This window comes from Aeromicrobium changchenzhani, assembly GCF_057586615.1.
In genome coordinates, this window is record NZ_CM172480.1 from 137,744 (window position 1) to 163,143 (window position 25,400).

The following is a 25,400-nucleotide window of genomic DNA, read 5'->3' on the forward strand; positions in this document are numbered from 1 at the left end:
GGGTTAGGCGTGCGGGGTGCGGATCCGGCGGATTCGGAGTAGCGCGATCGAGACGAGGACAAGCCACACGCCCATCAAAGTGACCTCGATGCGTTGTGGCACGCCGAGGTGGTCGTTGACCAAGAACAGTTCGAACTCGAATGCGGCGCCGACCGTTCCGGCCCAAGCCACCACGATCAGAGCCGCGACGACCAACGCGGTCCGGCGCAAGACGACCGGTGCGCCGATCTGCCAGGCTACGACGAGCAGGCACAGCATTGTCATGGCGAAGAAGAAATCCTCGCCGGCGCTGGTGACGGCGTGCAGGGTGTCAGCGAAGCCGAGTTGCCCGCGATCGGACAACCGGGCACATGCCGCCTTGGCGGTGGCGGCGCACGGCAACGGTGATTGGGAGTCCGAAATCGTTGAAATCCCAAACAACAGCAACGACACCCAACCCAATACTGCCCAGCGGGTTCGGATCGTTGAGCGCAACGCGGCGATGCTGCCAATAACGAGCAGGATTCCCGCCGCCAGATCGATCCCGCGGAACACCCATCGATTGGGCTGGTCATCGGCGGAGAGTTCGCTGATGTAGCTCGTGGCCGCACTCAAATGGGTTGGCACGATCCACTGAATGAACCAGGCGGCATACAAGATTCCGCCGACCGCAATCGAGATGGCAGCGATCCGGCGGGTCACCGTTCGCCTCGGCGGATCGGCCGGGTCAATGGGAACGGCAGCGTCTCGCGGATGCTCCGACCGGTCAACAGCATGACGAGCCGGTCGACGCCCATACCGAGGCCGCCGGTCGGCGGCATGCCGTATTCGAGTGCCTCGAGGAAATCTTCGTCGAGTTCCATCGCTTCGATATCGCCGTGTGCGGCTTTGACTGACTGGGCGCGCAACCGGCGACGCTGCTCGATTGGATCGGTCAGTTCGGAGTATGCGGTCGCCAGCTCCATCCCGAAGGCGACGAGATCCCATCGTTCGACGAGATCGGGATTGTCGTCGCGGGACCGGGTCAGCGGCGACACCGAGGTTGGAAAGTCGATGTAGAACGTCGGCATGACAGTTGCCGCTTCGACAAGTTGTTCATAAAGCTCGAGGACGATCTGACCGGCATCCCAGGTGTCCTGCCAGGGCACTCCGACGCCGTCGCTGAGCTGTTGCAGCTCGGCGATGCTCGTGGCTGAATCGATCGGAGTGCCAAGCGCCTTGGACACGGCCGTATGCACCGAGACCACGGCCCATTTCCCCGATAGGTCGACCGCGTCGAAGCCACCCGAATCATTCGGACGCATCGCGATCGATGTGCCGTACGCTGCGGTCGCCGCCGCTTGAATGAGCTCGCGACAGGTGTCGAGCATGCCGCGATAGTCGCTGTGTGCCTGATAGGCCTCGAGCATCGTGAACTCGGGATTGTGGGTTCCATCGGCGCCCTCGTTGCGGAAGGTTCGGCCAATCTCAAAGACTCGTTCCATTCCACCGACGCAGAGTCTTTTGAGATAGAGCTCGGGCGCGATGCGCAGATAGAGATCGAGGTCATAAGCGTTGATGTGCGTCAGGAATGGGCGCGCATTGGCGCCGCCGTGGACCGGCTGAAGTACGGGCGTCTCGACCTCGAGGAAGCCCTGTTCGTGCAGCGAGGTGCGCAACTGGCGGAGGACATTGCTGCGCAGGCGGGCCAGATCACGGCTGTCTGGATTGACCGCGAGGTCGACGTAGCGCCGGCGCACGCGGCTGTCTGGATCGGTCAGCCCGAGCCATTTATTGGGCAATGGATGCAGGCATTTGGCGCTCATCCGCCACACGGCGCCATGCACGCACGGAGTGCCGGTCTGGGTATGACCAGTCGTGCCGCTGAAGTCCGCCAGATCGCCGAGGTCGAATTGACGAGCGAATCCGGTCAGAGCAGGAATGCCGAGACTGGCCTGATCGAGAACGATCTGCGCGTCTCCGCTCCAGTCGCGCAGGTCGACGAAGATGACGCCGCCGTGATCGCGCATACGCATGATCCGGCCCGAAACCGTGACCGCGGTGGCGGGCTTGAGCGCGGCCACGTCGACAGCGTTGTGGGTGATCGTCGCCGCCGACGGATAGGCTGCATCGCCCTGCTCGGTGACGCGAGCCAATTTGTCCAACCGGGTCCGCATCTGCTCGGACACGGGTCGTTCGGCGACCATCCGGCTGCGCTCTTCGGCCTGGTGTTGGACGATCGCCGCCAACTCGGTGGCGCTCAATCGCGGCGGCTGAATTCCGCGCCGGGAGCGCAGTCGATCAGGAATATTGACGAAGCCCTCGGCGATCCCCGAGGCGAAGCCGACACGGACCAGCATGCGGGCGTCGTCGTAGCAGAGGAAACGTGGATTCCAGTGCGGCCGGAATTTGACGTTGGACCGGTACAGCGCCTCAAGTTGCCACCACCGTGAGAGCAGGATCAGCGCTCGACGCCAGGCGCGAAGGACTGGTCCAGCGCCGATGCGGCTGCCCTCTTCGAATGCCGCGCGGAAGACCGCGAAGTTGAGTGAAATGCGGGCGATCGAGAGTGCTGGGCCGCGCCGGGCGAGCTCGGCGACCAAGAATTCGATGACGCCATTGGGCGCTTGCGGATCGCGGCGCATCAGGTCCAGTGATACACCGCTTGCTCCCCACGGCACGAATGAGAGGAGCGCAATCAGGTGGCCGTCGGGGTCGAGTGCCTCAACCAGCAGGCAATCACCATCGGCCGGATCGGCGAGTCGGCCGAGCGCCATTGAAAAGCCACGCTCGGTCTCATCGCCACGCCATTTCTCGGCACATTCGGTGACCAATTGCATGTCCTCGGCCGGAACCTTGCGGTGGCGGCGGACCCGCATCGTGATCCCGAGTCGCTCGATCCGGCGTACGGCCTGGCCTACGACGTGCATGTCGCGGCCCTCGATCGAGAATGGTCCGGTTTCGATGATCGCCTCGTCGCCGAGCTGGATGGCATTGAGTCCGGCCGCTTCGTAAGCACGCGCGCCGGCCTCACTGGCGCCCATGACCGCGGGCGTCCAGGCATACTCATCGGCAAGCGCCTGCCAGGCGGCGATTGCCTGCGGCCACGCCTGAGGATCGCCGATTGGGTCACCGCTGGCCAGGCATACGCCGATCTCGACGCGATAGAGAATTGCGGCTTTGCCACTTGGCGCGAACACGACGGCTTTGTCGCGGCGGGTCGCGAAATAGCCGAGCGAATCACTCGCTCCGGACGTCGCAAGGAGCGCGCGTATGGCTTCTTCCTCGGCCGGCCGCAAGTCAGCACGCATCCGCTGTGACTGGAACACAATCGCCACGGCGCCCAGCAGGGAGATCGCGCCGAAGAAGCCGAGCAGGTCGCTGACCCAGTCTTTGGTCTTGCCGTCGAAGGAGGAGTTCTCAATCAGCCCACCAAAAACTTTGTTGACGGTCCACGCGAAGCGTTGGCTGCCCGGGAGGCTGCCGTGCAGTGCCTCAACGATCATGAAGCCACCGATAACGCTGACGGCAAGGCTGGCGGCCAACACGGTAAGCGCCTTCAGAAACGAGGCCTTCCGTACGCGCGTGCGGAAATGTTTGCGCGCCACCAGCACCAGCAGCAATCCGGCACCGGCAATGACGGTCGCGGTCACGCCCTTGAAGCTGTAGGTACGCAGCAATCCCTCGGTCGCCCCGAGATTGATCGTCAGAAATACGGTGAGCGCCCACCAACCGGCGCGTTTGCGGGTTGTGGCGGCCGCCGCCAACAGGCCGAGGAAACTCGCATATGCGAGGTTGGGCGAGAACAGCAAAATGTAGTTGTCGACGAAGTCGATCAGCGGTTCGGCTACGTGCCGCAATCGGGGTATCACCGCAAGGACCGCACAGGCGATCGCCCACACGCCCAGGAACAGGCCGGTCGCGCGCGGTACCCATTCGAGTGAACGGTCGCGGCCACGAACAGCCATGATCACTTCAGGACGTCGAGTCGCTTCAAGACGTTGCGTACGTGTTTGAGCGATGATTTTGAGGCGAGGCCAGTCGTGTCATGGAAGTAGAGGCCATCGCCGAGCAACTGAATCGTGCGTGCCAACGACTCATCATTGAGGTCGTCGGCGAGGATCGTGAACCAGGCATCGCGCAACTCGGCGAGGGCGAGCGCCGCCCGGGAGTCGTTCTCCTGCGCGATCCGGCCGGCGGCGATCAGTGCCCGGTCAAAGTCGCTGCCCGAGTCGACTGAAGTGGTCAGGTAGTAGTCGACCGGGCCCTGCTTGGCGGCGCGCATGCGGTCGGCATCGACGGCACCCTGCTCGCGCAGTCGGTTGAGCATCGACTCAACCAGATCGTCCTTGCTGTGAAAGTGATAGAGCAGTCCGCCTTTGGAGGTTTCCGCCTTCGTCGCCACGGCGTCGAGCGTTGCGGCGCGGCTCCCCTCGGTCACCAAGAGTTCCTCAAACGCATCGAGGAGGCGATCTCTGGTCGAACGTTCCGGTGCCGTCATGGTCGACAGTCTAGCGATGTAGATCACGTCATTTCAGTTTGGCGACTGTACCGGCCAGCCGGTACAGTAATCAGGTTGTGTTTGCGTCTACGAGAGGAGGAATCATGACCACGATCGAGCATCTGTCACACCCTTATCGAGGCGGTGAGCCGCAGCGCGTACGGGCCGGCGTACGCGAATGGATCGCCCTAGCCGTGCTCATGATTCCGGTGCTGCTCACGTCGATCGACAACACCGTCCTGAGCTTTGCGCTGCCGCAGGTTTCGACCGCGCTCAAACCGACCGGCACGCAACTGTTGTGGCTGGTCGACATCTATCCGCTGATGCTGGCCGGTCTGCTCATTCCGATGGGCAGCCTTGGTGATCGTTTTGGCCGCCGGCGTCTGCTCGTCATCGGCGCGGCTGGTTTTGGTCTCGTGTCGATCTTTGCGGCCTACAGCCCCTCGGCCACTTCGCTGTTGCTGGCGCGCGCGATGCTCGGCGTGTTTGGTGCGACGCTGATGCCGTCGACCCTCTCGCTGATCCGCAACGTATTCCTCGATCGGCACGACCGCCGGCTCGCGATTGCGACCTGGGCGGCGATGTTCTCAGGCGGTGCCGCGCTCGGTCCGATCGTCGGCGGCTGGCTGCTTGAGCATTACTGGTGGGGCTCGATCTTCCTCATCAACGTGCCGCTGATAGTCCTGTTCCTGCTGCTCGCGCACTTCTTCCTGCCGGAGTCGAAGGACCCCAACCCCGGCCGGGTCGACGGGTTCAGCATCGGTCTGTCGATGACCGCGATGCTACCGATCGTGTTTGGTATCAAGCAGTTCGCCGAGAACGGTCCGAGCGACCTAGCGGTCGGATCATTCATGCTGGGGATCATGAGCGCCGGCGCGTTCATCCGCCGGCAGGGCCGGCTCGCGACGCCCATGCTCGACCTCACGCTGTTCCGCAATCGTGTCTTCAGCGGTGCGATCATGGCCAACCTATTGAGCCTGATGGGCTTTGCCGGCTTCATCTTCTTTGCCGCGCAGTTCCTCCAACTCGTCGTCGGTCTCCGCCCGTTGGCAGCAGCCATGGCGTTGCTGCCTGGGCTCATTGTGACGGTGGCGTCGGGTTTTCTCGCCGTACGACTGGTTCGCTTCATACCGGTGCATCTGCTGGTCAGCGCGAGCTTCGTTCTGTCAGCGACCGGGTATGCGATCGCGGCCTTCGTCGGGACTCCGTCGATGCTCTCGATCATGATCGCGTTCACGGTGCTCGGCCTGAGCATCGGAATCGCCGAAACGCTCACCAACGATCTGATGCTCACCAGCGTCGCTCCGCACAAGGCGGGGGCGGCGTCGGCAATATCGGAGACTGCATACGAGATTGGCGCAGTGCTCGGCACCGCCGTCCTTGGCAGCATCCTGACGGTGACTTATCGTGGCAATTTGCGGGTCCCCATGGAGGCTCGCTGGGCCAATGGGCAGTCCGAGTTCCAGACCCTCGGTGGCACGTTGGAGGCGGCAGCGCACTATCCCAACGTCATCGGTTCGGACTTGGCGCATTCGGCTCAGCTGGCCTTCGATCTGGGTATCCAACGGTCGTCCGCGGTGGCGATCCTAATTGCGTTGGCTGCGGCCGTGCTGTCCTACCGTGCGCTCCGAGGGGTTCAGCGCGACGACTGAGCCGATGTTGCCTGCGCACGTATGTTGCCTGCGCACGTATGTTGGAAGTGGCCAGCCGGTCATCGAGAGTCTGGAGTGCAACGTGCCCATTACCGCCAGCGGTTATAGCCACATCCGGATCACCGTCACCGACAACATCGCACTTGAGCTGACCGCACCGACTCACTGAGCCAATACTGGGTGGTGCCCGGGACGTCGAGATTTCGCCGATGACGTGCTTCGCCGATGGTCTTGATGGCACGATGACCACATGATCAGGTGGATTGCGGTCTTGGCAGTGTTCCTTGGCGGCGTTGGATTTGCGGTGCTCGCGGCCGCATTCAGCGCATGGTGGCTGGTCGTTGCCGTTGTGCTGTTGGCGTTCGGGCTGCTCGGAATCTACGATCTGCTGCAACGCCGTCACAGCGTCACCCGGAGCTATCCGATCATCGGGCATCTGCGTTTCTTGCTCGAGACGATCCGTCCCGAGATGCAGCAGTACTTCATCGAGACAGCGACCGATGGTGTCCCCTTTGACCGCGAGACACGTGACCTCGTCTATGACCGCGCCAAGGGTGCCAAGGGGGAGGAACCGTTCGGCACCAAGCGTGATGTCAATGCCGTCGGGTACGAGTTCGTCGCGCATTCGATGCGGGCGAAGCCGGCCACCGACGCGATCCCACATGCCACGCTCGGTGGTCCAGAATGCACCCGGCCGTATGACATCGCGCTGCTCAATGTGTCGGCAATGAGTTTCGGCGCTCTGTCAGGCAACGCGATCGAGGCGCTCAACGGTGGTGCTGCGCTCGGCGGATTCGCCCATGACACCGGCGAGGGTGCCATCAGCCCCTATCACCTCAAACATGGTGGCGATCTGATCTGGGAAATTGCTTCGGGCTATTTCGGGTGCCGGACCGAAGACGGTCATTTCGATCCCGAACGGTTCGCCGCAAATGCGCAGCGGCCGACGGTCAAAGCCATCTCGATCAAGATCTCTCAGGGCGCTAAGCCGGGCTTGGGTGGCCTCTTGCCCGGTGCCAAGGTCACCGCGGAGATTGCGGCGACCCGTGAACTTCCGGTCGGTAAGACAGTGGTGTCGCCGCCAACTCATACGACCTTTTCGACCCCAGTCGGGCTGATCGAATGGATCGGGCAGCTGCGTGAACTCAGTGGCGGGAAGCCGGTCGGCTTCAAACTGTGCATCGGCTCAAAACGGGAATTTCTCGCGATCTGTAAGGCCATGGTTGAGCTGGAGTCGTACCCCGATTTCATCATTGTGGATGGCTCCGAGGGCGGCACTGGCGCCGGCCCGGTCGAGTTCGAGGACAACGTCGGTATGCCGCTGACCGAGGGGCTGATGTTCGTCCAGAACGCGCTCGTTGGCTCGGGCGTACGTCAGCACATCAAGATCGGCGCCAGTGGCAAAGTCGCTTCCGGCATCGACATCGTCAAACGACTCTGTCAGGGCGCCGATTTCACGATGGCGGCGCGCGCGATGATGTTCGCGATCGGCTGTATCCAGGCGCAGAAGTGCCACACCAATCGCTGTCCGGTGGGTGTTGCGACGCAGGACCCGGGGCGGGCTCGGGCCTTGGTCGTTGAGGACAAATTGATCCGTGTACGCAACTTTCAGGCCGGTACGGTGGGCAGCGCCAAGCAGATCGTGGCGTCGATGGGGCTCGACTCATTCGACCAGCTCAATCCACGTAAACTATTTCGCCGCGTAAACCCGAATGTCACCCAGACCTATGCGGATCTGTATGAGTGGCTTAAACCCAATCAGCTGTTGGTGGCACCGCCGACGAGTTGGTCGCATGATTGGGACCTGGCCAATGCGCACGACTTCGCCCCCGTCCACATCGACGAACGCGTAGTGACGCCCGCCCAGTGATTCGACCCGCCCCTCGGACCAACGGTGAGGGTTTTGGACCGCATACCGACATCAATCCCTCATTGTTCGTCCACGGTGGTTTCGGTGGATCAGGTGGGAATGAGGCTTCGCGCCTTGCTACCGGAGGTGTCCAGCGCTTCGCCGAGCTTGGCCAAGGCAGCAGCAACCTGAGCGAGGACGCCTGCCATATTGAGCAAGTCTTGGCCGAAACCGGTCAGGTCGGCACCAACGTCGGTTAGGCCGGCGGCGGCGCCGGTTAACTGTCGGGCCGGACCACCCATCAGTGGTACTTTGCCGAACTCATCGGCCGCGCGGTTGATCAGTCCTGAAGTGTGAGTGAAGCCGCTAGACATTGCGCCGAGTGATCCGGCGCCGTGCGCCATCGACACCATCATTCCGCCGTTGCCGTCCTCGCCGACGAGGGCGACCGACGCGGCTCGCGCCTGCGTGGCAGCCTCACTAAGCCCGGTCGACAGGGTGGTCAAGAGATCTGGCAACTGCCGGGCGAACTTGGCTGCGGCGATCAGATCGTCCTTGCTTTCCCAAACGAAGTCGACCACGACTGGGAGTTTGCGTGGGTCGACCGTACCTAACAGTTTGCCAAAATCGACCATAGTGCCCGTCCTTCCAGAAATGTCCGCTCAGTCTAGGACCCGAGCAGTGCGTTCGCCGCCATGTTCGCGAGGAGTTCGCGCATACGCGCGGCATTGATTCGAGCGCTGTACGGAGTCGAGTTGATCAGGCCGAATGTCGCCTGCGCCGCCGCGCGGGCTTCGGCCTTGTCCAGAACGGGGCGCAGTTGCCGAAGCGTTGTCACCCAAATGTCGATGTAGGCGAGTTGGAGTGCGCGCACATCCTTGCGTGCGATCTCGCCGAGATTGGCCCATTCGCGTTCTTGAATGATGATGAGATCAGGATGGTCAAGCGCGAACTCGATATGCCAGTCGATGAGCGCGTTCAGTGCGGCGCGGGAATCATCGGCGGCTGCGGAGCGTGCTTGACCGGTGACCAACAAAGTTTCGCTGATCGAGGTCAGCGAGCTGGCCAAGATCTGGTCCTTGCTGTCGAAATGTTTGTAGAGCGCCGGGCCGGAGATGCCACAGGCGGCGCCGATGTCATGCACCGAAACGCCGTGGAAACCGCGTTCGGCAAACAGTTTCGCGGCGATGTCGAGGATTTGCTGTTGGCGCGCCGTGGTCATGTGGCCAGCGTAGACCATTTAGGTTAATGAGTGTTAACCTAAAAATATGCGTGAACTCGTCTCCGAACTCCATGACCGACTGGCCGCCGTGCGCCTTGGCGGAAGCCAAGCGTCGCGCGACCGCCACGTGTCCCGCGGCAAACTTCTCCCACGAGATCGCGTCGACCACCTACTCGATCCGGGCTCGCCGTTCCTCGAGTTATCGCCGCTGGCCGCATACGGACTGTATGGCCGCCCCGAAGACGAATACAGCGTCCCAAGCGCGGGCCTGATTGCTGGCATTGGGCGAGTCGAAGGGCGCGAATGCGTCATCCTCGCCAATGATGCGACGGTCAAGGGGGGCACCTACTATCCGATGACGGTCAAGAAGCATTTGCGTGCCCAGACGATCGCCGCCGAGAACAACTTGCCCTGTATTTATCTCGTCGATTCCGGCGGCGCCTACCTACCGATGCAGGACGAGGTGTTCCCCGATCGGGAGCATTTCGGCCGCATCTTCTTCAACCAGGCCAATATGTCTGCCCGCGGCATTGCCCAGATCGCGGCGGTCATGGGGTCGTGCACGGCTGGCGGCGCCTACGTACCGGCGATGAGCGATGAGACCGTGATTGTCCGTAATCAGGGAACGATCTTCCTCGGTGGCCCACCGCTGGTGAAGGCCGCGACCGGCGAGATCGTAACGGCCGAGGACCTCGGTGGCGGCGACGTCCATGCGCGCCAGTCCGGTGTCGTGGACCATCTTGCCGATGACGACACGCACGCACTCCAAATCGTTCGCTCGATTGTCCGTACGCTCGAGCGCCAGACGCCGCCGAGCTTGGCTCGCTATGAGACCGAGGAGCCGGCCGAGGACCCCGAAGGGTTGTATGACGTCGTCCCGATGGATACGCGCAGGCCCTACGACGTACGCGAAGTCATTCGGCGAGTTGTCGACGGCTCGCGGATGCACGAATTCAAGCCGCTTTATGGCGAAACGCTGGTCTGTGGTTTTGCCCGAATCTGGGGCTACCCGGTTGCAATCGTGGCAAACAACGGCATCCTGTTCTCCGAATCCGCGCTCAAGGGCGCGCACTTCATCGAACTCGCCAATCAGCGCGGCATCCCACTCGTATTCCTGCAGAACATCAGCGGTTTCATGGTGGGTCGCGAGTATGAGGTCGGCGGCATCGCCAAGGATGGCGCCAAGCTCGTCACCGCGGTCGCCTCCAGCGTCGTACCCAAGTTCACTGTCGTGATCGGCGGTTCGTTCGGCGCCGGCAACTATGGCATGTGCGGTCGCGCCTACGATCCGCGCTTCATGTGGATGTGGCCCAACGCTCGTATTTCGGTCATGGGCGGCGAACAGGCTGCTTCGGTCCTTGCCCAGGTCAAGCGTGATGGTATCGAGAAGCGCGGCGGCGACTGGCCCGTGGAGGAAGAGAACGCTGAGAAGGACGCGATCCGCGTCAAGTTCGACGAACAAGGCTCGGCCTACTATTCCACCGCCCGGCTCTGGGACGACGGCATCATCGATCCGATCGACACCCGGCGCGTGCTCGGCATGGGACTCGAACTGGCCGCGCACACACCAATCCCCGAGCCGCATTTCGGCATCTTCAGAATGTAAGGCTGGTTACGGTCATGAATTTCTCTTCTGTACTCATTGCCAATCGTGGCGAGATCGCGGTCCGGGTGATCCGGGCTTGTCGCGAGGCGGGTCTACGCAGCATCGCGGTTTGCTCCGATGCGGATAGCGCGTCGCCACACGTACTACTCGCCGACGAGGCGGTCCGAATTGGTCCAACTCCGGCTGCGGAGTCCTATCTCAACATCGAGCGAATTCTCGAAGCGGCTCGTACGTCCGGCGCTGAAGCAATCCATCCGGGTTATGGCTTCCTGTCTGAACGCCCCGAGTTTGCCCGCGCGGTAGTCGAAGCAGGCCTCATTTTTATCGGTCCGAATGCCGATGTGATGGACCAGATGGGTCGCAAGGATCACGCCCGGGCAATCGCCGAGCGGGCCGGCGTACCCGTCAACCCGCAGTATGACGAAGCTGCTGTCCCGGCTGACGCCTATCCGGTGCTGGTCAAGGCCGCGGCCGGCGGTGGCGGCAAAGGTATGCGTGTGGTGCGGGCCGCCGACGAGTTGGCTGCGGCGATCGCCGCAGCTCGGCGCGAAGCTGCCTCGGCCTTCGGCGACGACACCTTGCTGATCGAGCGTTATGTCGAGGGCGGGCGGCACATCGAGGTGCAGGTCATTGCCGACCAACACGGACACGTGCTGCACCTGGCCGAACGGGACTGCTCGGTCCAGCGGCGGCACCAAAAGGTCATCGAGGAAGCGCCGGCCGAGGGGATCCTCGACGCGGTCCGGCAGACGCTGCATACGTCGTCGGTCGCGCTGTGCCGCGAGGTCGGCTACACCAATGCGGGGACCGTCGAGTTTCTCGTCAAGGGCGAGGACGCCTATTTCCTGGAGATGAACACCCGCCTGCAGGTTGAGCACCCCGTCACTGAGGCAATCACGGGGGTCGATCTGGTGCAGTGGCAGTTTGCGGTCGCCGCCGGCGAAGAGTTGCCGCTGGCCCAGGACGAGATTGGCGTCGATGGGCATGCGATCGAGGTCCGCATCTATGCGGAGGATCCTTACACCGGTTTCCTTCCGCAGGGCGGCGTCGCGCATGAGGTTTTCTGGCCGCTTCATCAGGCTCGAGTCGAAGAAGCGTTCCGCAGTGGCCAGACCGTTTCCACCGCCTACGACCCGATGCTTGCCAAGATCATCGTCCATCGCGCCAATCGTGCCGAAGCGCGCACCGCGATGCTCGAAGCACTCGATCACACCGGCGTTTTCGGCGTGACAACAAATGTCGGTTTCCTGCGCCGCATCGTGGCTGGCGAGGAGTTCGCAGCCGGCGACATTAATACCGGCTGGCTTGACAGCGACGGCTCCATCGAGGTCCGGACCAAGCCCGAACTCCCGGCCGAAGCGGCCGAGGCTGCCGCCCGCCGGTGGGCGCAGACCGTGGTCGTTCCCGATGAAGATCCGTTCGGCGTGGGTGATTCTTGGCGCTCAGGTGGGCCCGCAGGCCAGATTCACGTGCGCCTCATGACTGGCAGCGGTGAACTCCTGGACTATTCCTTTGAGCAGGCTGACGCCGCGACCAACGATGCTGTGCCGATAGAACATTTGGTCGTCGCTGACCCACGCGGCGTCTCGATTGCTTGGCAAGGTGAGTCATGGCGGCTCGACCTACCCGATCCGATGCGCAAACTCGCCGCCCTCGCCTCGACCGAAGCTGATGTCCTTTCGCCCATGCCCGGCACCGTCCTCGAGGTCACTGTCGCGGTTGGCGATGAAGTCGTCGTGGGCCAGACGCTTGGCATGGTTGAGGCGATGAAGATGGAACTTGCACTCAAGGCTCCGTATGACGGCCTGATCGCTCATGTCGGCGCGATCGTCGGCGAGCAGGTGCCATTGGGCCATGTGTTGTTCACCGTGGATCCGGTCGATGTGGCCGAGGTGTCCGCATGAGTTTGCCAATGGTTGTGCCTGATCCATCGCTGCCGTCGCGGGTCACGATCTACGAGGTCGGCGCGCGTGATGGACTGCAGAATGAGTCGCTGGCGGTGTCGACGGAAGTCAAGGCCGAATTCATTGCGCGGCTGATCGACGCGGGATTATCGATCGTCGAAGCCACGAGTTTTGTTTCGCCCAAATGGGTGCCCCAGTTGGCCGATGCGGCCGAGCTGGTGTCGCGGCTCGACCTCAATGGACCGGTGCAGCTGCCGGTCCTGGTGCCGAATGAGCGGGGCCTTGATCGGGCGCTCGACGCGGGCTGCACACATGTCGCGGTGTTCGGTAGCGCCACCGAGACCTTCGCCGCCCGCAACCTCAACTCGACCCTTGACGATCAATATGCGATGTTCGAGCCGGTCGTCACCCGCGCATTGGCCGCCGGCGCGGACGTACGCGCTTATCTCTCGATGTGTTTTGGCGACCCGTGGGAGGGCGCCGTCCCGGTTAATCAGGTCGTCAACGCTGGGCTTCGGTTGCTTGAGATGGGGGCATACCAACTCTCCCTCGGCGACACGATCGGCGTCGCCACGGCGGCCCACGTCGGCGCGCTGCTCGATGCCTTCGGTGCGGCCGGTGTCGGCGTCGACAAGTTGGCCCTGCACTTCCATGACACCTACGGCCAGGCGCTGGCCAACGCCCACGCCGGACTCGTCAACGGCGTCACAACTTTCGACGCTTCGGCTGGCGGGCTGGGCGGCTGCCCATATGCGAAGAGCGCAACTGGCAATCTCGCCACCGAGGATCTCGTCTGGATGCTGACCGGCCTCGGCATCGAGCACGGCGTCGACCTTGAATCGTTGGCCACGACGAGTCATTGGATGGCCAGCCAGCTCGGTCGCCCCAGCCCCAGCGCCGTCGTACGAGCCCTCACCGCCTAACCCGTCGCCGAGTGGCGCAGATCTGTCAGCGAGAGGCGCAAATTCGGGGATTTTGGGCCCGGAAAACCCCGAATCTGCGCCACTCGCGGGGTGGGGATCGCGGGGGTGGGGCTACTTCTTCCGGAAGCGTCGATCTTTTAGCTGGTCTGCTGTGTAGGTGCCGATGCCATAGGTCGAGGCGCCATCGCTGGCCGCGCCGACTCCGCCACCGAGCAGCGGTATGCGTCGGCCGATCAACGTGGCAGCGCGCCGACCGGCGACCTTGCCGAAGAGTTCGGTCGTGACCTCGGCGGCGATGTTTCGATCCAACTGAGGATCATGCACCGGTGAGGTCGCCAGCGCCATCGGCGAGGACGGAATCTTCTTGCCCTTGATCAATTCATCGACCGTGTCTTTGCCGAGCATGCACGCAAGGATCGCGTTGCGGACCCGCGGATCCTCCAAATCGTAGCCACGAAGGTGCGCGATGCCGGCCACGAGATGGCACTGCACCAGGGTCACACCGACAACATTCGCCGGTATAGCGATCGTCGCGGTGGTGACCCCACCGAGATTGGTGACAAAACCCTGAGCACCGGCGAGCGCAGTATGCAGCCGGATGAGGCTACGGATTGCGTTCTCGATATCACCGCGCTGGGCGACGAGTTTGGCATTGGCCGATAGCGCGGCAGATTTCATCGGGCCATAGCCATCAATCGCGTGATCCAATAGGGCTCGAATGTAGTTCGACGCGAACTTCGGCCCGAACTTCGTGCCCGCCGACCCTGCGACGCTCTTACCGATTCCCATGCTGCTCAGCATAGGTGCTGACCTGTGACGATGGTTAGGCTTCTAGGCGTGGGACAGTCATGGTCGGAGTCCGTCGGTACGCCGGAGTGGCTCAGCGAGGCGCAGGAGTGGATCCATGATGCCCTCGCCAATCACCAACTGAGAATTACCGGCCGGATCGAGCAGCCACGCATACGGCCGTGGTCAACCCAGCTGATCGTCCCCACCAACGACGGACAGATCTGGTTCAAGGCCAACTGCCAGCCCAACCGATTTGAAGCCCGGCTGCAGCAGGTACTCGCGGGACTCACCCATGGCAACGTCGCGACTCCGTTGGCGATTGACCCCGTCCGCGGTTGGATGTTGACCCGCGACCATGGCCCGTCGCTCGGCGATCAGCATGAGCCGACGCTCTCGGACTGGCAGCGCATCGTTTCGCATTCGGCGCAGATGCAGCGACTGCTCGCGGACGAGGCGCCGGTCGTATTGGCCACCGGCTTACCGAACTATTCGCCGTCGACCGTCGTCGAGAGATTTATTGGTCTGGTCGAACGCCTCGGCGGTCTTCCTGCCGAGCATCCGAGCCATCTCAACCGGAACCAGATCGTACGCCTTGAGCTGGCCCAGGATCGAGTCGAATACGCGGCCACACGATTGGACGAGGCTCCGATACCCGCGACTTTCGTCCAAGGTGATCTGCATCCGGGCAATGTATTCATCGAGCGCGAACAACTCAAACTGTTCGACTTCGGTGATGCGCAATGGGCCTTCGCCTTGGAGGAACTGAGTGTGCCTTGGGGCTGGATCGCAGACAAGCACACGGTCGAATGGGAGCCGGTCCGTGATGCGTATCGGGAGCACTGGCGTGATCTGGTCACTGATCGTGAGTTCGACGCATTGTGGGGCGCAACCGGAATCGTGCAGGCAGTCAATCGCAGCGCGACCTGGTGGCGCGCCCTGCATGGCGCGTCCGCCGCGGAATTGATCCAGTGGGGCGGTAGCCCGGCGTCCCATCTGCGCAATGTGCTCGAGGCGCCGATGAACCCGAGGCATGGATGAGGCCGCAGGCAGTTCCGCCGAGCAGTTGGAACTTCGAGCCGAGTCAATGGCCGCACGACGATTGCGTTGCGGCCGGCGCTGATCTCGAACCGTCGACGATCCTGCACGCCTATTCCAAGGGCGCTTTCCCGATGCCGGGCGATGACCTGTTGCTCTGGTGGTCGCCGCTGCACCGCGGCGTCCTAGAACCGGGCGCACTTCGGATAACGCGATCGCTGCGTAAGTCGATGAAACACTTCACCATCACGACCGATCAGGATTTTGAAGCGGTCATCGATGCCTGTGCTGATTCATCGCGTCCCGGAGCGTGGATCGACAGCGACATACGGACCGCGTATGTGCGTCTGCACCGACTCGGTTGGGCGCATTCGGTCGAAGCCCGGGACGACGCCGGTGAGCTCGTTGGCGGGTTGTATGGATTGTGTTTGGGTCGATTATTCGCCGGTGAATCGATGTTCCATCGACGTACCGATGCGTCAAAAGCAGCACTCGTCGGGCTAGTCGACCTGCTCGAAGACACCGCCGATTGGCTCATCGACGTCCAATGGCAGACCCCGCATTTGGCCAGCTTGGGCATCACGACATGGCCTCGTGACCGCTATTTGGCGGCCATTCAGGACCGAATCGGACCCCCATTTCCTCAAATTTGGCGATAAATCAAGGGAATTTACCCAAAACACAGGGTATGTCCGGGGTTTTTGCGTCAGGAATCCATACACTTAGTGCCGTATTAGACCCGAGATCTATGAGGAGTACCCGTGGCTATCAATCGCAGTGACTTGGTTGCAGCTCTCGCTGCCAAGGCAGACACCAGCAAGACCGAAGCCGATTCGATCCTGTCGGCATTCAGCGAAATCCTGATCGATGCCGTGAGCAAGGGCGAAAAGGTTCAGATCCCCGGCATTCTTTCGGTTGAGCGCGTCAAGCGTTCGGCGCGTACCGGCCGCAACCCCGCGACCGGCGAAGCACTTCACATTCCTGAAGGCTTCGGCGTCAAGGTCAGCGCCGGCTCGAAGCTCAAGGCAGCTGCCAAGTAAGACCACCGCAGAACCCAGAAACGCCGCCGGGCTTCCGGCGGCGTTTCTGCGTTGTCCGGATCGGTGTTCAGACGATCGGGCGGCTGGCTTCTTCCCAGGCGATCATGCCGCCGGCGACGTTGCTGGCGTGATGACCGTTGGCGACGAGCCATGCAGTGGCGCGAGCTGATCGGCCGCCAGAATGGCAGATGACGAGGGTCTCGACCTGTGGGTCAAGCTCGCCGTGCCGATCGACGAGTTCGCCGAGCGGAATGTGGGTGGCGCCGTCGATGTGCCCGTCGGCCCACTCGTGGTCTTCGCGCACGTCAAGAACCAGCAGATTTGCCGGTAGCGGATTAGGGATGACATCGACAGTAACTGTGGGTATGTCTTGCTCGTTCATATAGCTATACTGCCGGTTCGGACGCGGACCGCGACAGACAGGGGGCGGTTATGAATGAGAGCTATCCGCTTTACCTATTCGGCACTAGTTATTTGGGCCCAATTCGCCAAGAACGGCACCGAAGCTGTATTTTTGGTGCTATGCAATGGAACGGGAACGATACGGCGTGCGCCGGCGCGATCCCTGACGGTGCCGTCGGGGGCCTTAGGTGAAGCCGTCCGACACGATTCGACTCCCATTTGAGATGTCGACGCCGAGCATTGCGCGCACCAAGCTTGCGGGCTTCCTGACCATTAATCGCGCCTCACCAGAAGTCATCGATGATGCCTTGATCGTGATCAGCGAGATGATCGCCAATGCGGTCAGCCACGGGCTCCCCACGTCCGACGGCACAGTCGAAATCTCCTGGACGATCAACTCCGGCCTGCTGGAACTGAGTGTTTTTGATGCCGGCGAAGGTGCCTCGCTTAAGCCGATTGACTTCGATGAAGACTCGTTAAGCGGTCGCGGCCTCTCGATCATCAACCGTGTCGCCGATCGCTGGTGGGTCGACATGAGTGGCGGCACCCGCGTCAGCGCAGAACTCGGGCTAAGCGCGCGCCGCTAGCCACTCAATCGCGCAGCAATCATTCGCCGGGCGCGTATGCCGAGGACATCCAAGTCGGTTTGCCTACTAGAGTCCTCACCCATGGGTAAAAAATCACGCCGCAAGGTCAAAGTCGTCAAAGAACAGATGCCGTATGTCGTGCGGACGTTCGCGGGGCTGCCCGGTGAATGCGACCTGATCGCATTGCGCGAAATGGTTCCGGCGGCGACCGGAACGCTCAAACTCCGCGATTCCGATCGGGTTATTCGGATGTGTTCGCTGCTTCCCGGCGCGACGCCCGGCATCGTCCGACCCGACGGGGAGATCTGGGTTGGCCTGCAGGTGACCCACAACTTTGGCGACATCAGCCGCGATCTTGCCCATGTCGTTGAGTTGGCGCTCGAAATCGAGCCGGGCAATCCGGTCGTCATGGATGATCCCGGCGTCGGCCCGCGACTGCAGGACCTGGTCGACGATTCGGTGCCATTCGCAGTCGAGGTGCATGCCGGTTTCGACTTCTGGATGGTTGAGTCCGAGCGCACCAACGACACCGAAGCGTTGCTCGAATCGGCCAATAATTCGGCCGATCCGACCACCCGGTTGACGAGCGTCGAAGCCGCATACTGGACCGTCATGGGTGGACGTACATTCCTTCGTTGGGTCATGCCCGAGGATGAGGATCAAATCCTTAACGCGCTGGCCCGGTTGCACGTACGCGGTGAGTCATCACTTGGTGAGGGCAACCGGCTGATCGGAATGTTCCGCACGCACGCGCTGCTCGTCCCGGTCTGGGAGCTTCCCACCGGCGTTACTGCTGCTGATGTCGAGCAGCCGGCTGCCGACTTTAAACAACGGCTTGATGAAGCGCTCGCCGACACGACCGCATTGACTGCCGAGGAACGTTCGGCCCGTAGCGGACTCGCGAGCCGTCAACTTACGATCCGCTAACCCCTCCAACCCGCTGAGCGAGTTACTGCGGCTGGGCGGGCTGGCGGGTTGCCACGTTGAAACGATTCCACACGTTGATCGCGGCGATCGCGAGGACCAGCGTGCCCAACTCCTGCTCGTTAAAATGCTTGGCCGCCTCGGCCCACACGTCATCGGGCACCGGGTCGGGCTGATCAGCAATCCGGGTGACACACTCGGTCAGCGCAAGCGCAGCGCATTCGGACTCAGTGAAGTAAGGAGCCTCGCGCCACGCAGCCACCGACCAGATGCGCTCATCGGATTCACCGGCCTTCTTGGCGTCGCGGGAATGCATGTCAACGCAGAAGCTGCAGCCATTGATCTGGCTCGCACGTAGATAGATCAGTTCGAGCGGCGGCAACGCGCTGCCCTCGGCTGCGTTGTGGGCCGCCTTGCTCAACTGGATCATCGCGTCCATGGCACCTGGAACGACCATCGCGGGTTGGTTCATGCGTGCTGGTGGCATTATTGCTCTCCTTGGTTGATTCACCTTCGACTATGCCACCGTGATTTCAACCGGTTCGACCGCTGTCACATGCTTATGCGGGATCGTGAGTCACAGCGGATCGCGCTCGATCGGGCAGGACATGCAGCGTGGGCCGCCGCGTCCCGAACCGAGTTCGGAGCCGCTGATCGCGAGCACCTCGATGCCATGTGCCTCAAGACGTGCGTTGGTCTGTTCATTGCGCTCATAGGCGACCGCAAGCCGAGGCCCGACCGCGAGGGTGTTGTTGCCGTCGTCCCATTGCTCGCGCTCAGCCGTGACCGGGTCGAGGCCGGTGTCGATCTGGTGCAAGGTGTCGATGCCCATGGCGTCAGCGGCGGCCTCGAAGAACGGCCGGGCGGGAGCCACCTCGAGGTCGTCGTCACCCCAGGTGACAGCGAGCGCACGTAGCGACGTTGCCATGTTGGGATACATGATCACGGTGTCGACATCGACCATCGTCACGATCGTGTCGAGGTGCATTGTCGCGCGCTCCTGAGCGATCGGCACGGCCAGCAACGTATGGGCGAGGCCAGCGGCCAGCGACTCTCGGGCGAATCGCTCGAATCCGGCCGGGGTGGTGCGTTCGCCAACGCCAACCGCGATGACACCGGGTGCAAGCAGCAAGACGTCGCCGCCCTCGAGATGTTCGCGATGCGCGCCGTGGACCTGTGGAGATCCAGCGAAAAGTGGATGGTGTTGATAGATCAGTCCAGTTAACTGGGTCTCACGGCTACGCGCAGGCATCGCCAATGAGGTCACCGCAACGCGGTCGCGCAGCCATACCGACGAGTCACGGGTGAACAGCAGATTGGGCAATGGCTCAATGATGAAGTCCTCGGGTGCCAATAGACTCGTCACGATCCCGCGGAAGTTTGTGACCTCGTCATTGCGTACGCCTGAGGTGAGCATCAGAGCCAGTCGATCGGGAGCGAAGCCATCGAGTATCGCGGCAACATGCCGCCGCAAACCGTCACCAAGATGTAGGCCCGAGGTGGCCTGCTCGATCGCCTGTTTGCGCGCATCTTCAAGGCCGAGCGTCTCGGTCAGTAGATCGATTAGATACAACACCTCAACGTCATGTGAGGTCAGGGCCGCAGCGAATGCATCATGTTCATCCTGCGCGCGACCCAACCAAGGAATGGCGTCGAATAGCAGCGAATCGTTGTTGTGTGGTGTCAATCGGGCGAGTTCGGGACCCGGCCGATGCAGCATCACTTTACGGAGTCGTCCGACCTCACTGTCCGCGCCAAAACTCATGTCTCCACACTACGGCGAAACGCGATGTGGCGGTTCGACACGGGCGGGGCATACGCTCGTGTTGTGGATTGGACTGAATATGATGCTGCGCTGTTCGACCTCGATGGGGTGATAACACCGACCGCCGAGGTACATATGCGTGCCTGGCAACAGATGTTCACCGAATATTTTGCGACCCACGAGGTCACCCCGCAGTACACGACCGAAGATTATTTCGCCCAGCTCGACGGCAAACCGCGCTACGACGGCGTGCGCTCGATGTTGCAATCGCGCGCGATCACGTTGCCCGAAGGCGAGCCAACCGATGCGCCCAGCACGCAGTCGGTATGCGGCCTCGGCAACCGCAAGAATGCCGTGTTCACGGAGCTGCTTGAGTCCGAGGGCGTGACCGCCTACCCGGGTTCGGTGCGCTTGGTCGAATTGCTCAAGGATCGCGGTATGCCGATGGCGATCGTGTCGAGCTCGGCCAACGCCGCTGATGTGCTGGCTGCTGCGGGCCTCCAGGCGGACTTCGAATTCGTTGTCGGCGGCAAGGAGGCCAAGGCCGCCGGACTCGCGGGCAAGCCAGCGCCGGACACATTCCTGTATGCCGCAGAGCGATTGGGCGTGCCAAAAGAGCGCGCCGTCGTGTTCGAAGATGCCCTCTCAGGGGTTGCTGCTGGCCGTGCCGGAAACTTCGGCCTGGTCGTCGGCGTGGACCGCGGCGCAGGCGCGGACGAACTCCTCAAATCCGGCGCGGATGTCGTCGTAAGCGATCTGGCGGAGCTGCAGTGATCATTGATGCGACCGGCCCCGAACCGGGCGAAGACGGACCCCCCGATGTCGCACCACCCGTCGCAGATTATCTCGATCGGTTGCGTTTCCCGGTCGATGAATGGCGCTTTCACGAGGCGCAGTTTGACGATTCCGATCTAGGCCGCACTGAGACACTGTTCGCGCTCGGCAACGGATATTTGGGAATGCGCGGCAATGTCGAGGAGGGCCGCGAGACCCATTCGCATGGCACATTTCTCAATGGTTTCCACGAAACCTGGCCGATCCAGCACGCCGAGGAGGCATACGGCTTCGCACGTGTCGGGCAGACGATCGTCAACGCACCCGATGCCAAAGTCATACGGCTGTATGTCGATGACGAACCGCTGCTGCTCCCGGTCGCCGATCTTCTTGACTACAGCCGGACCCTCGATTTTCGTAGCGGAGTCCTTGAGCGCGAGATCCTGTGGCGGACGCCCGGGGGCAAACGCGTACAGATCCGATCGAAACGCATGGTGTCCTTCACCCAGCGCCACTTAGCGGTCATGACGTTCGAGGTCACCCTGCTCGATGAGCGCGCCCCGGTGGCGATCTCCTCGCAAATTCTTAACCGGCAAGACGGGGAGGACGAATATCACGTCCGCGAGGCCGCGATGGGCGAAGGAGTCGATCCGCGCAAGGCCGGTCGTATACCGCGTCGTGTGCTGGAGCCACAGGAGCACGATTTCAATGCAGACACCGATCGGATCACGCTGGGCTATCGCTGCGCTCAATCGAAGATGACGCTCGGTGTCGCAGTTGACCACACGATTGAGACCAGCAATCACTACACAAAGCAGATCCAGGTCGGCGAAGACACCGGCAAATTGACCTACCGAATCGACGCCTATCCGGGGCATCCGATCACGCTCACGAAGGTTGTGGCCTATCACACCTCACGCGGTGTGCCGTCCCGCGAGCTCATCGATCGCTGTCATCGCACGCTTGATCGCGTCGTGGAAGAAAGCATCGATCATCAGTTCAAATGCCAGCAGATCTGGCTCGACGGATTCTGGGAACGTTCGGACGTCGAGGTCGCCGATCAACCAGAGATTCAACAGGCGCTGCGCTGGAATCTGTTCCAGGTTGCGCAGGCCAGTGCTCGGGCCGAGGGCAACGGTATACCGGCCAAGGGCGTCACTGGTTCGGGCTATGGCGGTCACTACTTCTGGGACACTGAGATCTATGTCTTGCCGTTCCTGACTTACACGACCCCGCAGGTATCCCGAGCAGCATTGCGCTTTCGCTACGGGCTGCTGGACGCCGCACGTAAGCGCGCGGTTCAACTTTCCCTGCGTGGTGTGCTGTTTCCCTGGCGCACGATAAATGGGGAGGAGGCTTCTGCCTATTACGCTGCCGGCACCGCGCAGTATCACATCGATGCGGATGTCGCCTATGCGTTGAGCCAATATGTCAACGCAACCGGCGACGAAGATTTCCTCAAACGTGAGGGCATCGACATCTTGGTTGGCACCGCTCGTATGTGGGCCGATCTGGGGTTCTGGCGGGAAGAGGGAGAAGGGGAAGACGGCACGTTCCATATTCACGGAGTGACCGGTCCGGATGAATACACGACCGTCGTCAACGACAATCTGTTCACAAATGTCATGGCGCGCTTTAACCTTCGGCACGCGGCCCATTCGGTCCAGAAAATCAAGGAAACGGACCCGGCCGCATACGAGCTGCTGGTCCGCCGACTCGAGCTCGATGAGCGTGAAATCGTCGAATGGCGCAAATATGCCGATGCGATGGCGATCCCGTTCGATGCCCACATCGGCGTGCATCCACAACACGATCACTTCCTCGAGCGCGAGGTGTGGGACCTACCGAAGACGCCACTGGACAAGCGGCCGCTGCTGCTGAATTACCATCCGCTGGTCATCTACCGTCTCCAAGTGATCAAGCAGACCGATGTCGTGTTGGCATTGTTCCTGCAAGGGGACCACTTCACCGCGGAGGAAAAATTCAATGATTTCAGCTACTACGACCCGATCACAACCGGTGATTCGACGCTGTCGGCGGTCGTGCAGTCGATCATCGCGGCCGAGGTGGGCTATCACGAGCTCGCATTGCGTTATTTCTACGCCGCGCTGTTCGTCGATCTGGCCGACCGGCACGCGAACACCGCCGATGGCGTCCATGTCGCGTCGACCGGCGGAGTGTGGAGTGCGCTCGTATGCGGTTTCGGCGGCTTCCGTGACCAGAGCGGTGAGTTCTCGATCGACCCCCGATTGCCCGACGATTGGTCGTCGCTGGTTTATCGGGTGACGATCAAGGGCACTCGGGTACGCGTCGAAGTGACAGCTCAACAGATCGAGTTGACCGTCGAGGACGGTCGAGCGGCCAGCTTCGTCATACGTGGGGAGAACGTCACGGTGACCGCAGACGAGCCCGCACGAGTCGAGCTGAAGGGTCAAGGTCCGCGGGTTGAGGGCGAGCCCAAACCACCATGGGGCACGCGCCGCGCCGATGGCACGATCATCGAGGCGACCGTCCCGAGCGCAGACTGATTCAGCCCGTCAACATCCCGTATCTACACTACAACTCCGGCGCTTACACGACGGTATGGACCCCGTCCACTATCACGATCCAGATCGACGGCAAGACGTGTGTGAACAATCGTTGGAATTCCGGGGATCCGAAGATCGGTCCCTTTGACTAGCCGTTCTTCCTCGCGCTGACCCAGGCTCTCGGCATCGGCGGCAATGCGTTTAACGCCGCCTCCACGCCGTTGCCCGCGACGACGCAGGTTGACTACGTGCGGGTTTGGGACGGAGTGCCGACGGAACCGACGCAGGCGAACAACTCTCTTGCAGGGGCCGACCGCTATGACACTGCAGTCAAAATCTCCCGGTAGACCGTTCAAACCGGATGTCACGGCCGTCGTGGTGGCCACCGGCAAGGGCTTTGTCGACGGGCTGTCGGGCAAGTCCACCGGCGCGCCGTGCGACAGTATGGTGCTATGACAACGCGCGAAGAATTTATCGCTGGCCTGCCGAAGGCAGAGCTCCACGTTCACCATGTCGGCTCTGCCTCACCGGCGATTGTGGCGGAGCTGGCACAGCGACATGCTGGCGCAACGTCGGTACCTACCGACCCGGAACGGTTGAAAGATTTCTTCACCTTCACTGATTTTGCGCACTTCATCGACGTCTATCTTTCGGTCGTCGATCTGATCCGCACGCCCGAGGACATCTGGACGCTCACCTATGAGGTCGCCCGTGACCTGGCCAAACAGAATGTGCGGTATGCCGAGTTGACGCTGACGCCCTACACATCGGTGATCCGTGGCATCGCTCCGGAAGCCTTTTGTGAGGCCGTCGAGGATGCGCGGATGCGGGCTGCGAAGGACCACGGCATCGAGCTGCGCTGGTGCTTCGACATCCCGGGTGAATCGGGTCTGCCAGCTGCCGACCTGACGATCGATGTGGCGCTCAAGCAGCGCCCGGATGGGCTGGTCAGCTTCGGTCTTGGCGGCCCCGAGATCGGTGTCCCGCGTCCGCAGTTCCAGCCGCACTTCGAGCGTGCCCGCGCTGCTGGGCTGCACAGTGTTCCACATGCTGGTGAATCAACCGGGTCGGAGACAATTTGGGATTCAATCCGCTCGCTCGGCGCCGAACGTATCGGCCACGGCATCGCCGCCGCACAGGATCCCGAACTCATGGCGCATCTCGCGGCGGCCGGCATACCACTGGAGGTGTGTCCGACCTCGAACGTCTGCACGCGTTCGGTGCCGTCGATCGAGGCGCATCCGCTGGCGACACTGGTAGCCAATGGCGTGCCGGTGTCGATCAATTCTGATGATCCGCCAATGTTCGCCACAACGCTTAATCAGGAATACGCGGTTGCCGCTGACCTGCTTGACCTTGATTTCGGTGGGCTTGCCGATCTGGCCCGCGCGTCTGTTCGTCAGTCCTTCCTCGATCCCGAGGGCAAGGACGCCATCCTTGAGGAGATTGATTCCTATGCCAAGCCATCGAGCTGATATTCCTGCGACTGATCCGGAGGACTGGCAGGATGAACCAGTGATTACCGTGTCGTGGAACCTCGCTTCGGGCGAGAAGGGCGTTGTCGAGCTTGTCGGAGATCAGAAATGGATCTTCGGTCGGGCTGAGAGTGATAAATTCACGCTTGGCACCGATGCGACCAACGTCAGCCGTTCGGCGCTGATCATTCGCGACAGTGGCCCGGGCCCGGTTGTCTTCCGCGGTCAGCGCGACAACGGTTGCTCGGTCGGCGTGCTGATCGACACCGGTGAGACCGTGTGGCTCGATGAGGGCACCGCCCACAATCTGACCGCCGACGCACACAGCATCGAGTTCTATATCGACGACGACCTCTATCTCAACGTCAATGTGTCGTTCGATGCGCGCCCCTCCGTCGTCGAACGGCAAAGCCTCTAACCGTCAACACCCCCCGCGCCGCTTTCGCCGAGTGGCGCAAATTCGGGG

At 62.0% G+C, this 25,400-nt stretch carries 25 protein-coding genes; 16 read left to right on the forward strand and 9 right to left on the reverse strand.

The window, feature by feature from the left end; all coding sequences use genetic code 11:
• Window positions 1–3: 3 nt before the first annotated feature.
• From AC2YB9_RS00760 to AC2YB9_RS00770, 3 genes are read right to left on the reverse strand one after another with little or no spacing between them, the layout of a single operon-like run.
• Entirely contained in the window at window positions 4–681 is a 678-nt protein-coding gene (locus tag AC2YB9_RS00760; RefSeq protein ID WP_487266855.1) for a DUF998 domain-containing protein, read from the reverse strand.
• Window positions 678–3,926, reverse strand: a complete 3,249-nt coding sequence (gene lysX, locus AC2YB9_RS00765; RefSeq protein ID WP_487266856.1) for a bifunctional lysylphosphatidylglycerol synthetase/lysine--tRNA ligase LysX — start codon at window positions 3,924–3,926, stop codon at window positions 678–680. Before lysX ends, AC2YB9_RS00760 begins: the two co-directional genes overlap by 4 nt.
• 2 nt (window positions 3,927–3,928) lie before the next feature.
• The gene (locus AC2YB9_RS00770) at window positions 3,929–4,459 is read right to left on the reverse strand and encodes a TetR/AcrR family transcriptional regulator (RefSeq protein ID WP_487266857.1); all 531 of its coding nucleotides are present in this window, start codon (window positions 4,457–4,459) and stop codon (window positions 3,929–3,931) included.
• 104 nt (window positions 4,460–4,563) lie between these two features.
• Between AC2YB9_RS00770 and AC2YB9_RS00775 the strand changes: the two genes are divergently transcribed.
• From AC2YB9_RS00775 to AC2YB9_RS00785, 3 genes are all read left to right on the forward strand, one after another.
• Complete coding sequence (locus AC2YB9_RS00775; protein ID WP_487266858.1) at window positions 4,564–6,111, forward strand: MFS transporter; 1,548 nt, start codon at window positions 4,564–4,566, stop codon at window positions 6,109–6,111.
• Window positions 6,112–6,115: 4 nt separating this feature from the next.
• A complete protein-coding gene (locus AC2YB9_RS00780) occupies window positions 6,116–6,280 on the forward strand; it encodes a hypothetical protein (RefSeq protein ID WP_487266859.1) in 165 nt (54 codons plus the stop codon).
• Window positions 6,281–6,361: 81 nt separating this feature from the next.
• Window positions 6,362–7,981, forward strand: a complete 1,620-nt coding sequence (locus tag AC2YB9_RS00785; RefSeq protein WP_487266860.1) for an FMN-binding glutamate synthase family protein — start codon at window positions 6,362–6,364, stop codon at window positions 7,979–7,981.
• A gap of 89 nt (window positions 7,982–8,070) precedes the next feature.
• On the opposite strand, the gene AC2YB9_RS00790 is transcribed toward AC2YB9_RS00785, so the two are convergent.
• Both AC2YB9_RS00790 and AC2YB9_RS00795 read right to left on the reverse strand, forming a co-directional pair.
• Window positions 8,071–8,595, reverse strand: a complete 525-nt coding sequence (locus AC2YB9_RS00790) for a hypothetical protein (RefSeq protein WP_487266861.1) — start codon at window positions 8,593–8,595, stop codon at window positions 8,071–8,073.
• A gap of 32 nt (window positions 8,596–8,627) precedes the next feature.
• Entirely contained in the window at window positions 8,628–9,182 is a 555-nt protein-coding gene (locus AC2YB9_RS00795) for a TetR/AcrR family transcriptional regulator (RefSeq protein WP_487266862.1), read from the reverse strand.
• 46 nt (window positions 9,183–9,228) lie between these two features.
• On the opposite strand from AC2YB9_RS00795, the gene AC2YB9_RS00800 reads away from it, so the two are divergent.
• Genes AC2YB9_RS00800 through AC2YB9_RS00810 form a run of 3 tightly spaced genes read left to right on the forward strand, consistent with a single transcriptional unit; the run spans window position 9,229 to window position 13,615 of the window.
• On the forward strand, window positions 9,229–10,788 hold the full coding sequence (locus AC2YB9_RS00800) for a carboxyl transferase domain-containing protein (protein ID WP_487266863.1): 1,560 nt from the start codon (window positions 9,229–9,231) through the stop codon (window positions 10,786–10,788).
• Between the two features lie 14 nt (window positions 10,789–10,802).
• Window positions 10,803–12,692, forward strand: coding sequence for an acetyl/propionyl/methylcrotonyl-CoA carboxylase subunit alpha (locus AC2YB9_RS00805; protein ID WP_487266864.1), 1,890 nt, complete (start codon window positions 10,803–10,805; stop codon window positions 12,690–12,692).
• On the forward strand, window positions 12,689–13,615 hold the full coding sequence (locus AC2YB9_RS00810; protein ID WP_487266865.1) for a hydroxymethylglutaryl-CoA lyase: 927 nt from the start codon (window positions 12,689–12,691) through the stop codon (window positions 13,613–13,615). The genes AC2YB9_RS00805 and AC2YB9_RS00810 overlap by 4 nt, the downstream gene beginning before the upstream one ends.
• A 111-nt stretch (window positions 13,616–13,726) precedes the next feature.
• Here AC2YB9_RS00810 and AC2YB9_RS00815 read toward each other — a convergent pair whose 3' ends face one another.
• Entirely contained in the window at window positions 13,727–14,404 is a 678-nt protein-coding gene (locus tag AC2YB9_RS00815; RefSeq protein ID WP_487266866.1) for a hypothetical protein, read from the reverse strand.
• A 48-nt stretch (window positions 14,405–14,452) separates the two neighbouring features.
• On the opposite strand from AC2YB9_RS00815, the gene AC2YB9_RS00820 reads away from it, so the two are divergent.
• The 3 genes from AC2YB9_RS00820 to AC2YB9_RS00830 all read left to right on the forward strand — a co-directional run bounded on the left by AC2YB9_RS00820 (window position 14,453) and on the right by AC2YB9_RS00830 (window position 16,479).
• Entirely contained in the window at window positions 14,453–15,442 is a 990-nt protein-coding gene (locus AC2YB9_RS00820; RefSeq protein ID WP_487266867.1) for a phosphotransferase, read from the forward strand.
• A complete protein-coding gene (gene aat / locus AC2YB9_RS00825) occupies window positions 15,439–16,098 on the forward strand; it encodes a leucyl/phenylalanyl-tRNA--protein transferase (RefSeq protein WP_487266868.1) in 660 nt (219 codons plus the stop codon). The genes AC2YB9_RS00820 and aat overlap by 4 nt, the downstream gene beginning before the upstream one ends.
• Before the next feature lie 102 nt (window positions 16,099–16,200).
• Entirely contained in the window at window positions 16,201–16,479 is a 279-nt protein-coding gene (locus AC2YB9_RS00830) for an HU family DNA-binding protein (protein ID WP_487266869.1), read from the forward strand.
• A 67-nt stretch (window positions 16,480–16,546) separates the two neighbouring features.
• Here the strand turns inward: AC2YB9_RS00830 and AC2YB9_RS00835 are convergent, their stop codons facing one another.
• The gene (locus AC2YB9_RS00835; protein ID WP_487266870.1) at window positions 16,547–16,861 is read right to left on the reverse strand and encodes a rhodanese-like domain-containing protein; all 315 of its coding nucleotides are present in this window, start codon (window positions 16,859–16,861) and stop codon (window positions 16,547–16,549) included.
• Between the two features lie 208 nt (window positions 16,862–17,069).
• Between AC2YB9_RS00835 and AC2YB9_RS00840 the strand changes: the two genes are divergently transcribed.
• Window positions 17,070–17,468, forward strand: coding sequence for an ATP-binding protein (locus AC2YB9_RS00840; RefSeq protein WP_487266871.1), 399 nt, complete (start codon window positions 17,070–17,072; stop codon window positions 17,466–17,468).
• Between the two features lie 81 nt (window positions 17,469–17,549).
• The gene (locus AC2YB9_RS00845) at window positions 17,550–18,395 is read left to right on the forward strand and encodes a DUF5926 family protein (protein WP_487266872.1); all 846 of its coding nucleotides are present in this window, start codon (window positions 17,550–17,552) and stop codon (window positions 18,393–18,395) included.
• 22 nt (window positions 18,396–18,417) lie between these two features.
• On the opposite strand, the gene AC2YB9_RS00850 is transcribed toward AC2YB9_RS00845, so the two are convergent.
• Both AC2YB9_RS00850 and AC2YB9_RS00855 read right to left on the reverse strand, forming a co-directional pair.
• Window positions 18,418–18,879, reverse strand: coding sequence for a carboxymuconolactone decarboxylase family protein (locus tag AC2YB9_RS00850; protein WP_487266873.1), 462 nt, complete (start codon window positions 18,877–18,879; stop codon window positions 18,418–18,420).
• Between the two features lie 90 nt (window positions 18,880–18,969).
• Window positions 18,970–20,157, reverse strand: a complete 1,188-nt coding sequence (locus tag AC2YB9_RS00855; protein ID WP_487266874.1) for an arginine deiminase — start codon at window positions 20,155–20,157, stop codon at window positions 18,970–18,972.
• A gap of 24 nt (window positions 20,158–20,181) precedes the next feature.
• Between AC2YB9_RS00855 and AC2YB9_RS00860 the strand changes: the two genes are divergently transcribed.
• The 5 genes from AC2YB9_RS00860 to AC2YB9_RS00880 all read left to right on the forward strand — a co-directional run bounded on the left by AC2YB9_RS00860 (window position 20,182) and on the right by AC2YB9_RS00880 (window position 25,352).
• Complete coding sequence (locus AC2YB9_RS00860; RefSeq protein WP_487266875.1) at window positions 20,182–20,931, forward strand: HAD family hydrolase; 750 nt, start codon at window positions 20,182–20,184, stop codon at window positions 20,929–20,931.
• A gap of 80 nt (window positions 20,932–21,011) precedes the next feature.
• Entirely contained in the window at window positions 21,012–23,459 is a 2,448-nt protein-coding gene (locus AC2YB9_RS00865; RefSeq protein WP_487268655.1) for a glycoside hydrolase family 65 protein, read from the forward strand.
• 318 nt (window positions 23,460–23,777) lie between these two features.
• Window positions 23,778–23,915 carry a hypothetical protein gene (locus AC2YB9_RS00870; RefSeq protein ID WP_487266876.1) on the forward strand — a complete coding sequence of 46 codons (138 nt, stop codon included), beginning with the start codon at window positions 23,778–23,780 and terminating at the stop codon, window positions 23,913–23,915.
• Window positions 23,912–24,934 (forward strand): adenosine deaminase, encoded by a 1,023-nt coding sequence (locus AC2YB9_RS00875; protein WP_487266877.1) that lies wholly within the window; start codon window positions 23,912–23,914, stop codon window positions 24,932–24,934. Before AC2YB9_RS00870 ends, AC2YB9_RS00875 begins: the two co-directional genes overlap by 4 nt.
• On the forward strand, window positions 24,915–25,352 hold the full coding sequence (locus AC2YB9_RS00880) for a hypothetical protein (protein ID WP_487266878.1): 438 nt from the start codon (window positions 24,915–24,917) through the stop codon (window positions 25,350–25,352). The genes AC2YB9_RS00875 and AC2YB9_RS00880 overlap by 20 nt, the downstream gene beginning before the upstream one ends.
• Window positions 25,353–25,400 lie beyond the last annotated feature (48 nt).

What these genes read in the sequence shown, in the direction of transcription:
- AC2YB9_RS00780 (WP_487266859.1), top strand. Translation starts at nt 6,116, where the DNA reads ATGTTGCCTGCGCACGTATGTTGCCTGCGCACGTATGTTGGAAGTGGC.
- AC2YB9_RS00775 (WP_487266858.1), top strand. Translation starts at nt 4,564, where the DNA reads ATGACCACGATCGAGCATCTGTCACACCCTTATCGAGGCGGTGAGCCG.
- AC2YB9_RS00805 (WP_487266864.1), top strand. Translation starts at nt 10,803, where the DNA reads ATGAATTTCTCTTCTGTACTCATTGCCAATCGTGGCGAGATCGCGGTC.
- AC2YB9_RS00875 (WP_487266877.1), top strand. Translation starts at nt 23,912, where the DNA reads ATGACAACGCGCGAAGAATTTATCGCTGGCCTGCCGAAGGCAGAGCTC.
- AC2YB9_RS00835 (WP_487266870.1), bottom strand. Translation starts at nt 16,861, where the DNA reads ATGAACGAGCAAGACATACCCACAGTTACTGTCGATGTCATCCCTAAT.
- AC2YB9_RS00800 (WP_487266863.1), top strand. Translation starts at nt 9,229, where the DNA reads ATGCGTGAACTCGTCTCCGAACTCCATGACCGACTGGCCGCCGTGCGC.
- AC2YB9_RS00810 (WP_487266865.1), top strand. Translation starts at nt 12,689, where the DNA reads ATGAGTTTGCCAATGGTTGTGCCTGATCCATCGCTGCCGTCGCGGGTC.
- AC2YB9_RS00860 (WP_487266875.1), top strand. Translation starts at nt 20,182, where the DNA reads ATGTGGCGGTTCGACACGGGCGGGGCATACGCTCGTGTTGTGGATTGG.
- AC2YB9_RS00770 (WP_487266857.1), bottom strand. Translation starts at nt 4,459, where the DNA reads ATGACGGCACCGGAACGTTCGACCAGAGATCGCCTCCTCGATGCGTTT.
- AC2YB9_RS00795 (WP_487266862.1), bottom strand. Translation starts at nt 9,182, where the DNA reads ATGACCACGGCGCGCCAACAGCAAATCCTCGACATCGCCGCGAAACTG.
- lysX (WP_487266856.1), bottom strand. Translation starts at nt 3,926, where the DNA reads ATGGCTGTTCGTGGCCGCGACCGTTCACTCGAATGGGTACCGCGCGCG.
- AC2YB9_RS00870 (WP_487266876.1), top strand. Translation starts at nt 23,778, where the DNA reads ATGACACTGCAGTCAAAATCTCCCGGTAGACCGTTCAAACCGGATGTC.
- AC2YB9_RS00815 (WP_487266866.1), bottom strand. Translation starts at nt 14,404, where the DNA reads ATGGGAATCGGTAAGAGCGTCGCAGGGTCGGCGGGCACGAAGTTCGGG.
- AC2YB9_RS00880 (WP_487266878.1), top strand. Translation starts at nt 24,915, where the DNA reads ATGCCAAGCCATCGAGCTGATATTCCTGCGACTGATCCGGAGGACTGG.
- AC2YB9_RS00850 (WP_487266873.1), bottom strand. Translation starts at nt 18,879, where the DNA reads ATGCCACCAGCACGCATGAACCAACCCGCGATGGTCGTTCCAGGTGCC.
- aat (WP_487266868.1), top strand. Translation starts at nt 15,439, where the DNA reads ATGAGGCCGCAGGCAGTTCCGCCGAGCAGTTGGAACTTCGAGCCGAGT.
- AC2YB9_RS00785 (WP_487266860.1), top strand. Translation starts at nt 6,362, where the DNA reads ATGATCAGGTGGATTGCGGTCTTGGCAGTGTTCCTTGGCGGCGTTGGA.
- AC2YB9_RS00790 (WP_487266861.1), bottom strand. Translation starts at nt 8,595, where the DNA reads ATGGTCGATTTTGGCAAACTGTTAGGTACGGTCGACCCACGCAAACTC.
- AC2YB9_RS00845 (WP_487266872.1), top strand. Translation starts at nt 17,550, where the DNA reads ATGGGTAAAAAATCACGCCGCAAGGTCAAAGTCGTCAAAGAACAGATG.
- AC2YB9_RS00855 (WP_487266874.1), bottom strand. Translation starts at nt 20,157, where the DNA reads ATGAGTTTTGGCGCGGACAGTGAGGTCGGACGACTCCGTAAAGTGATG.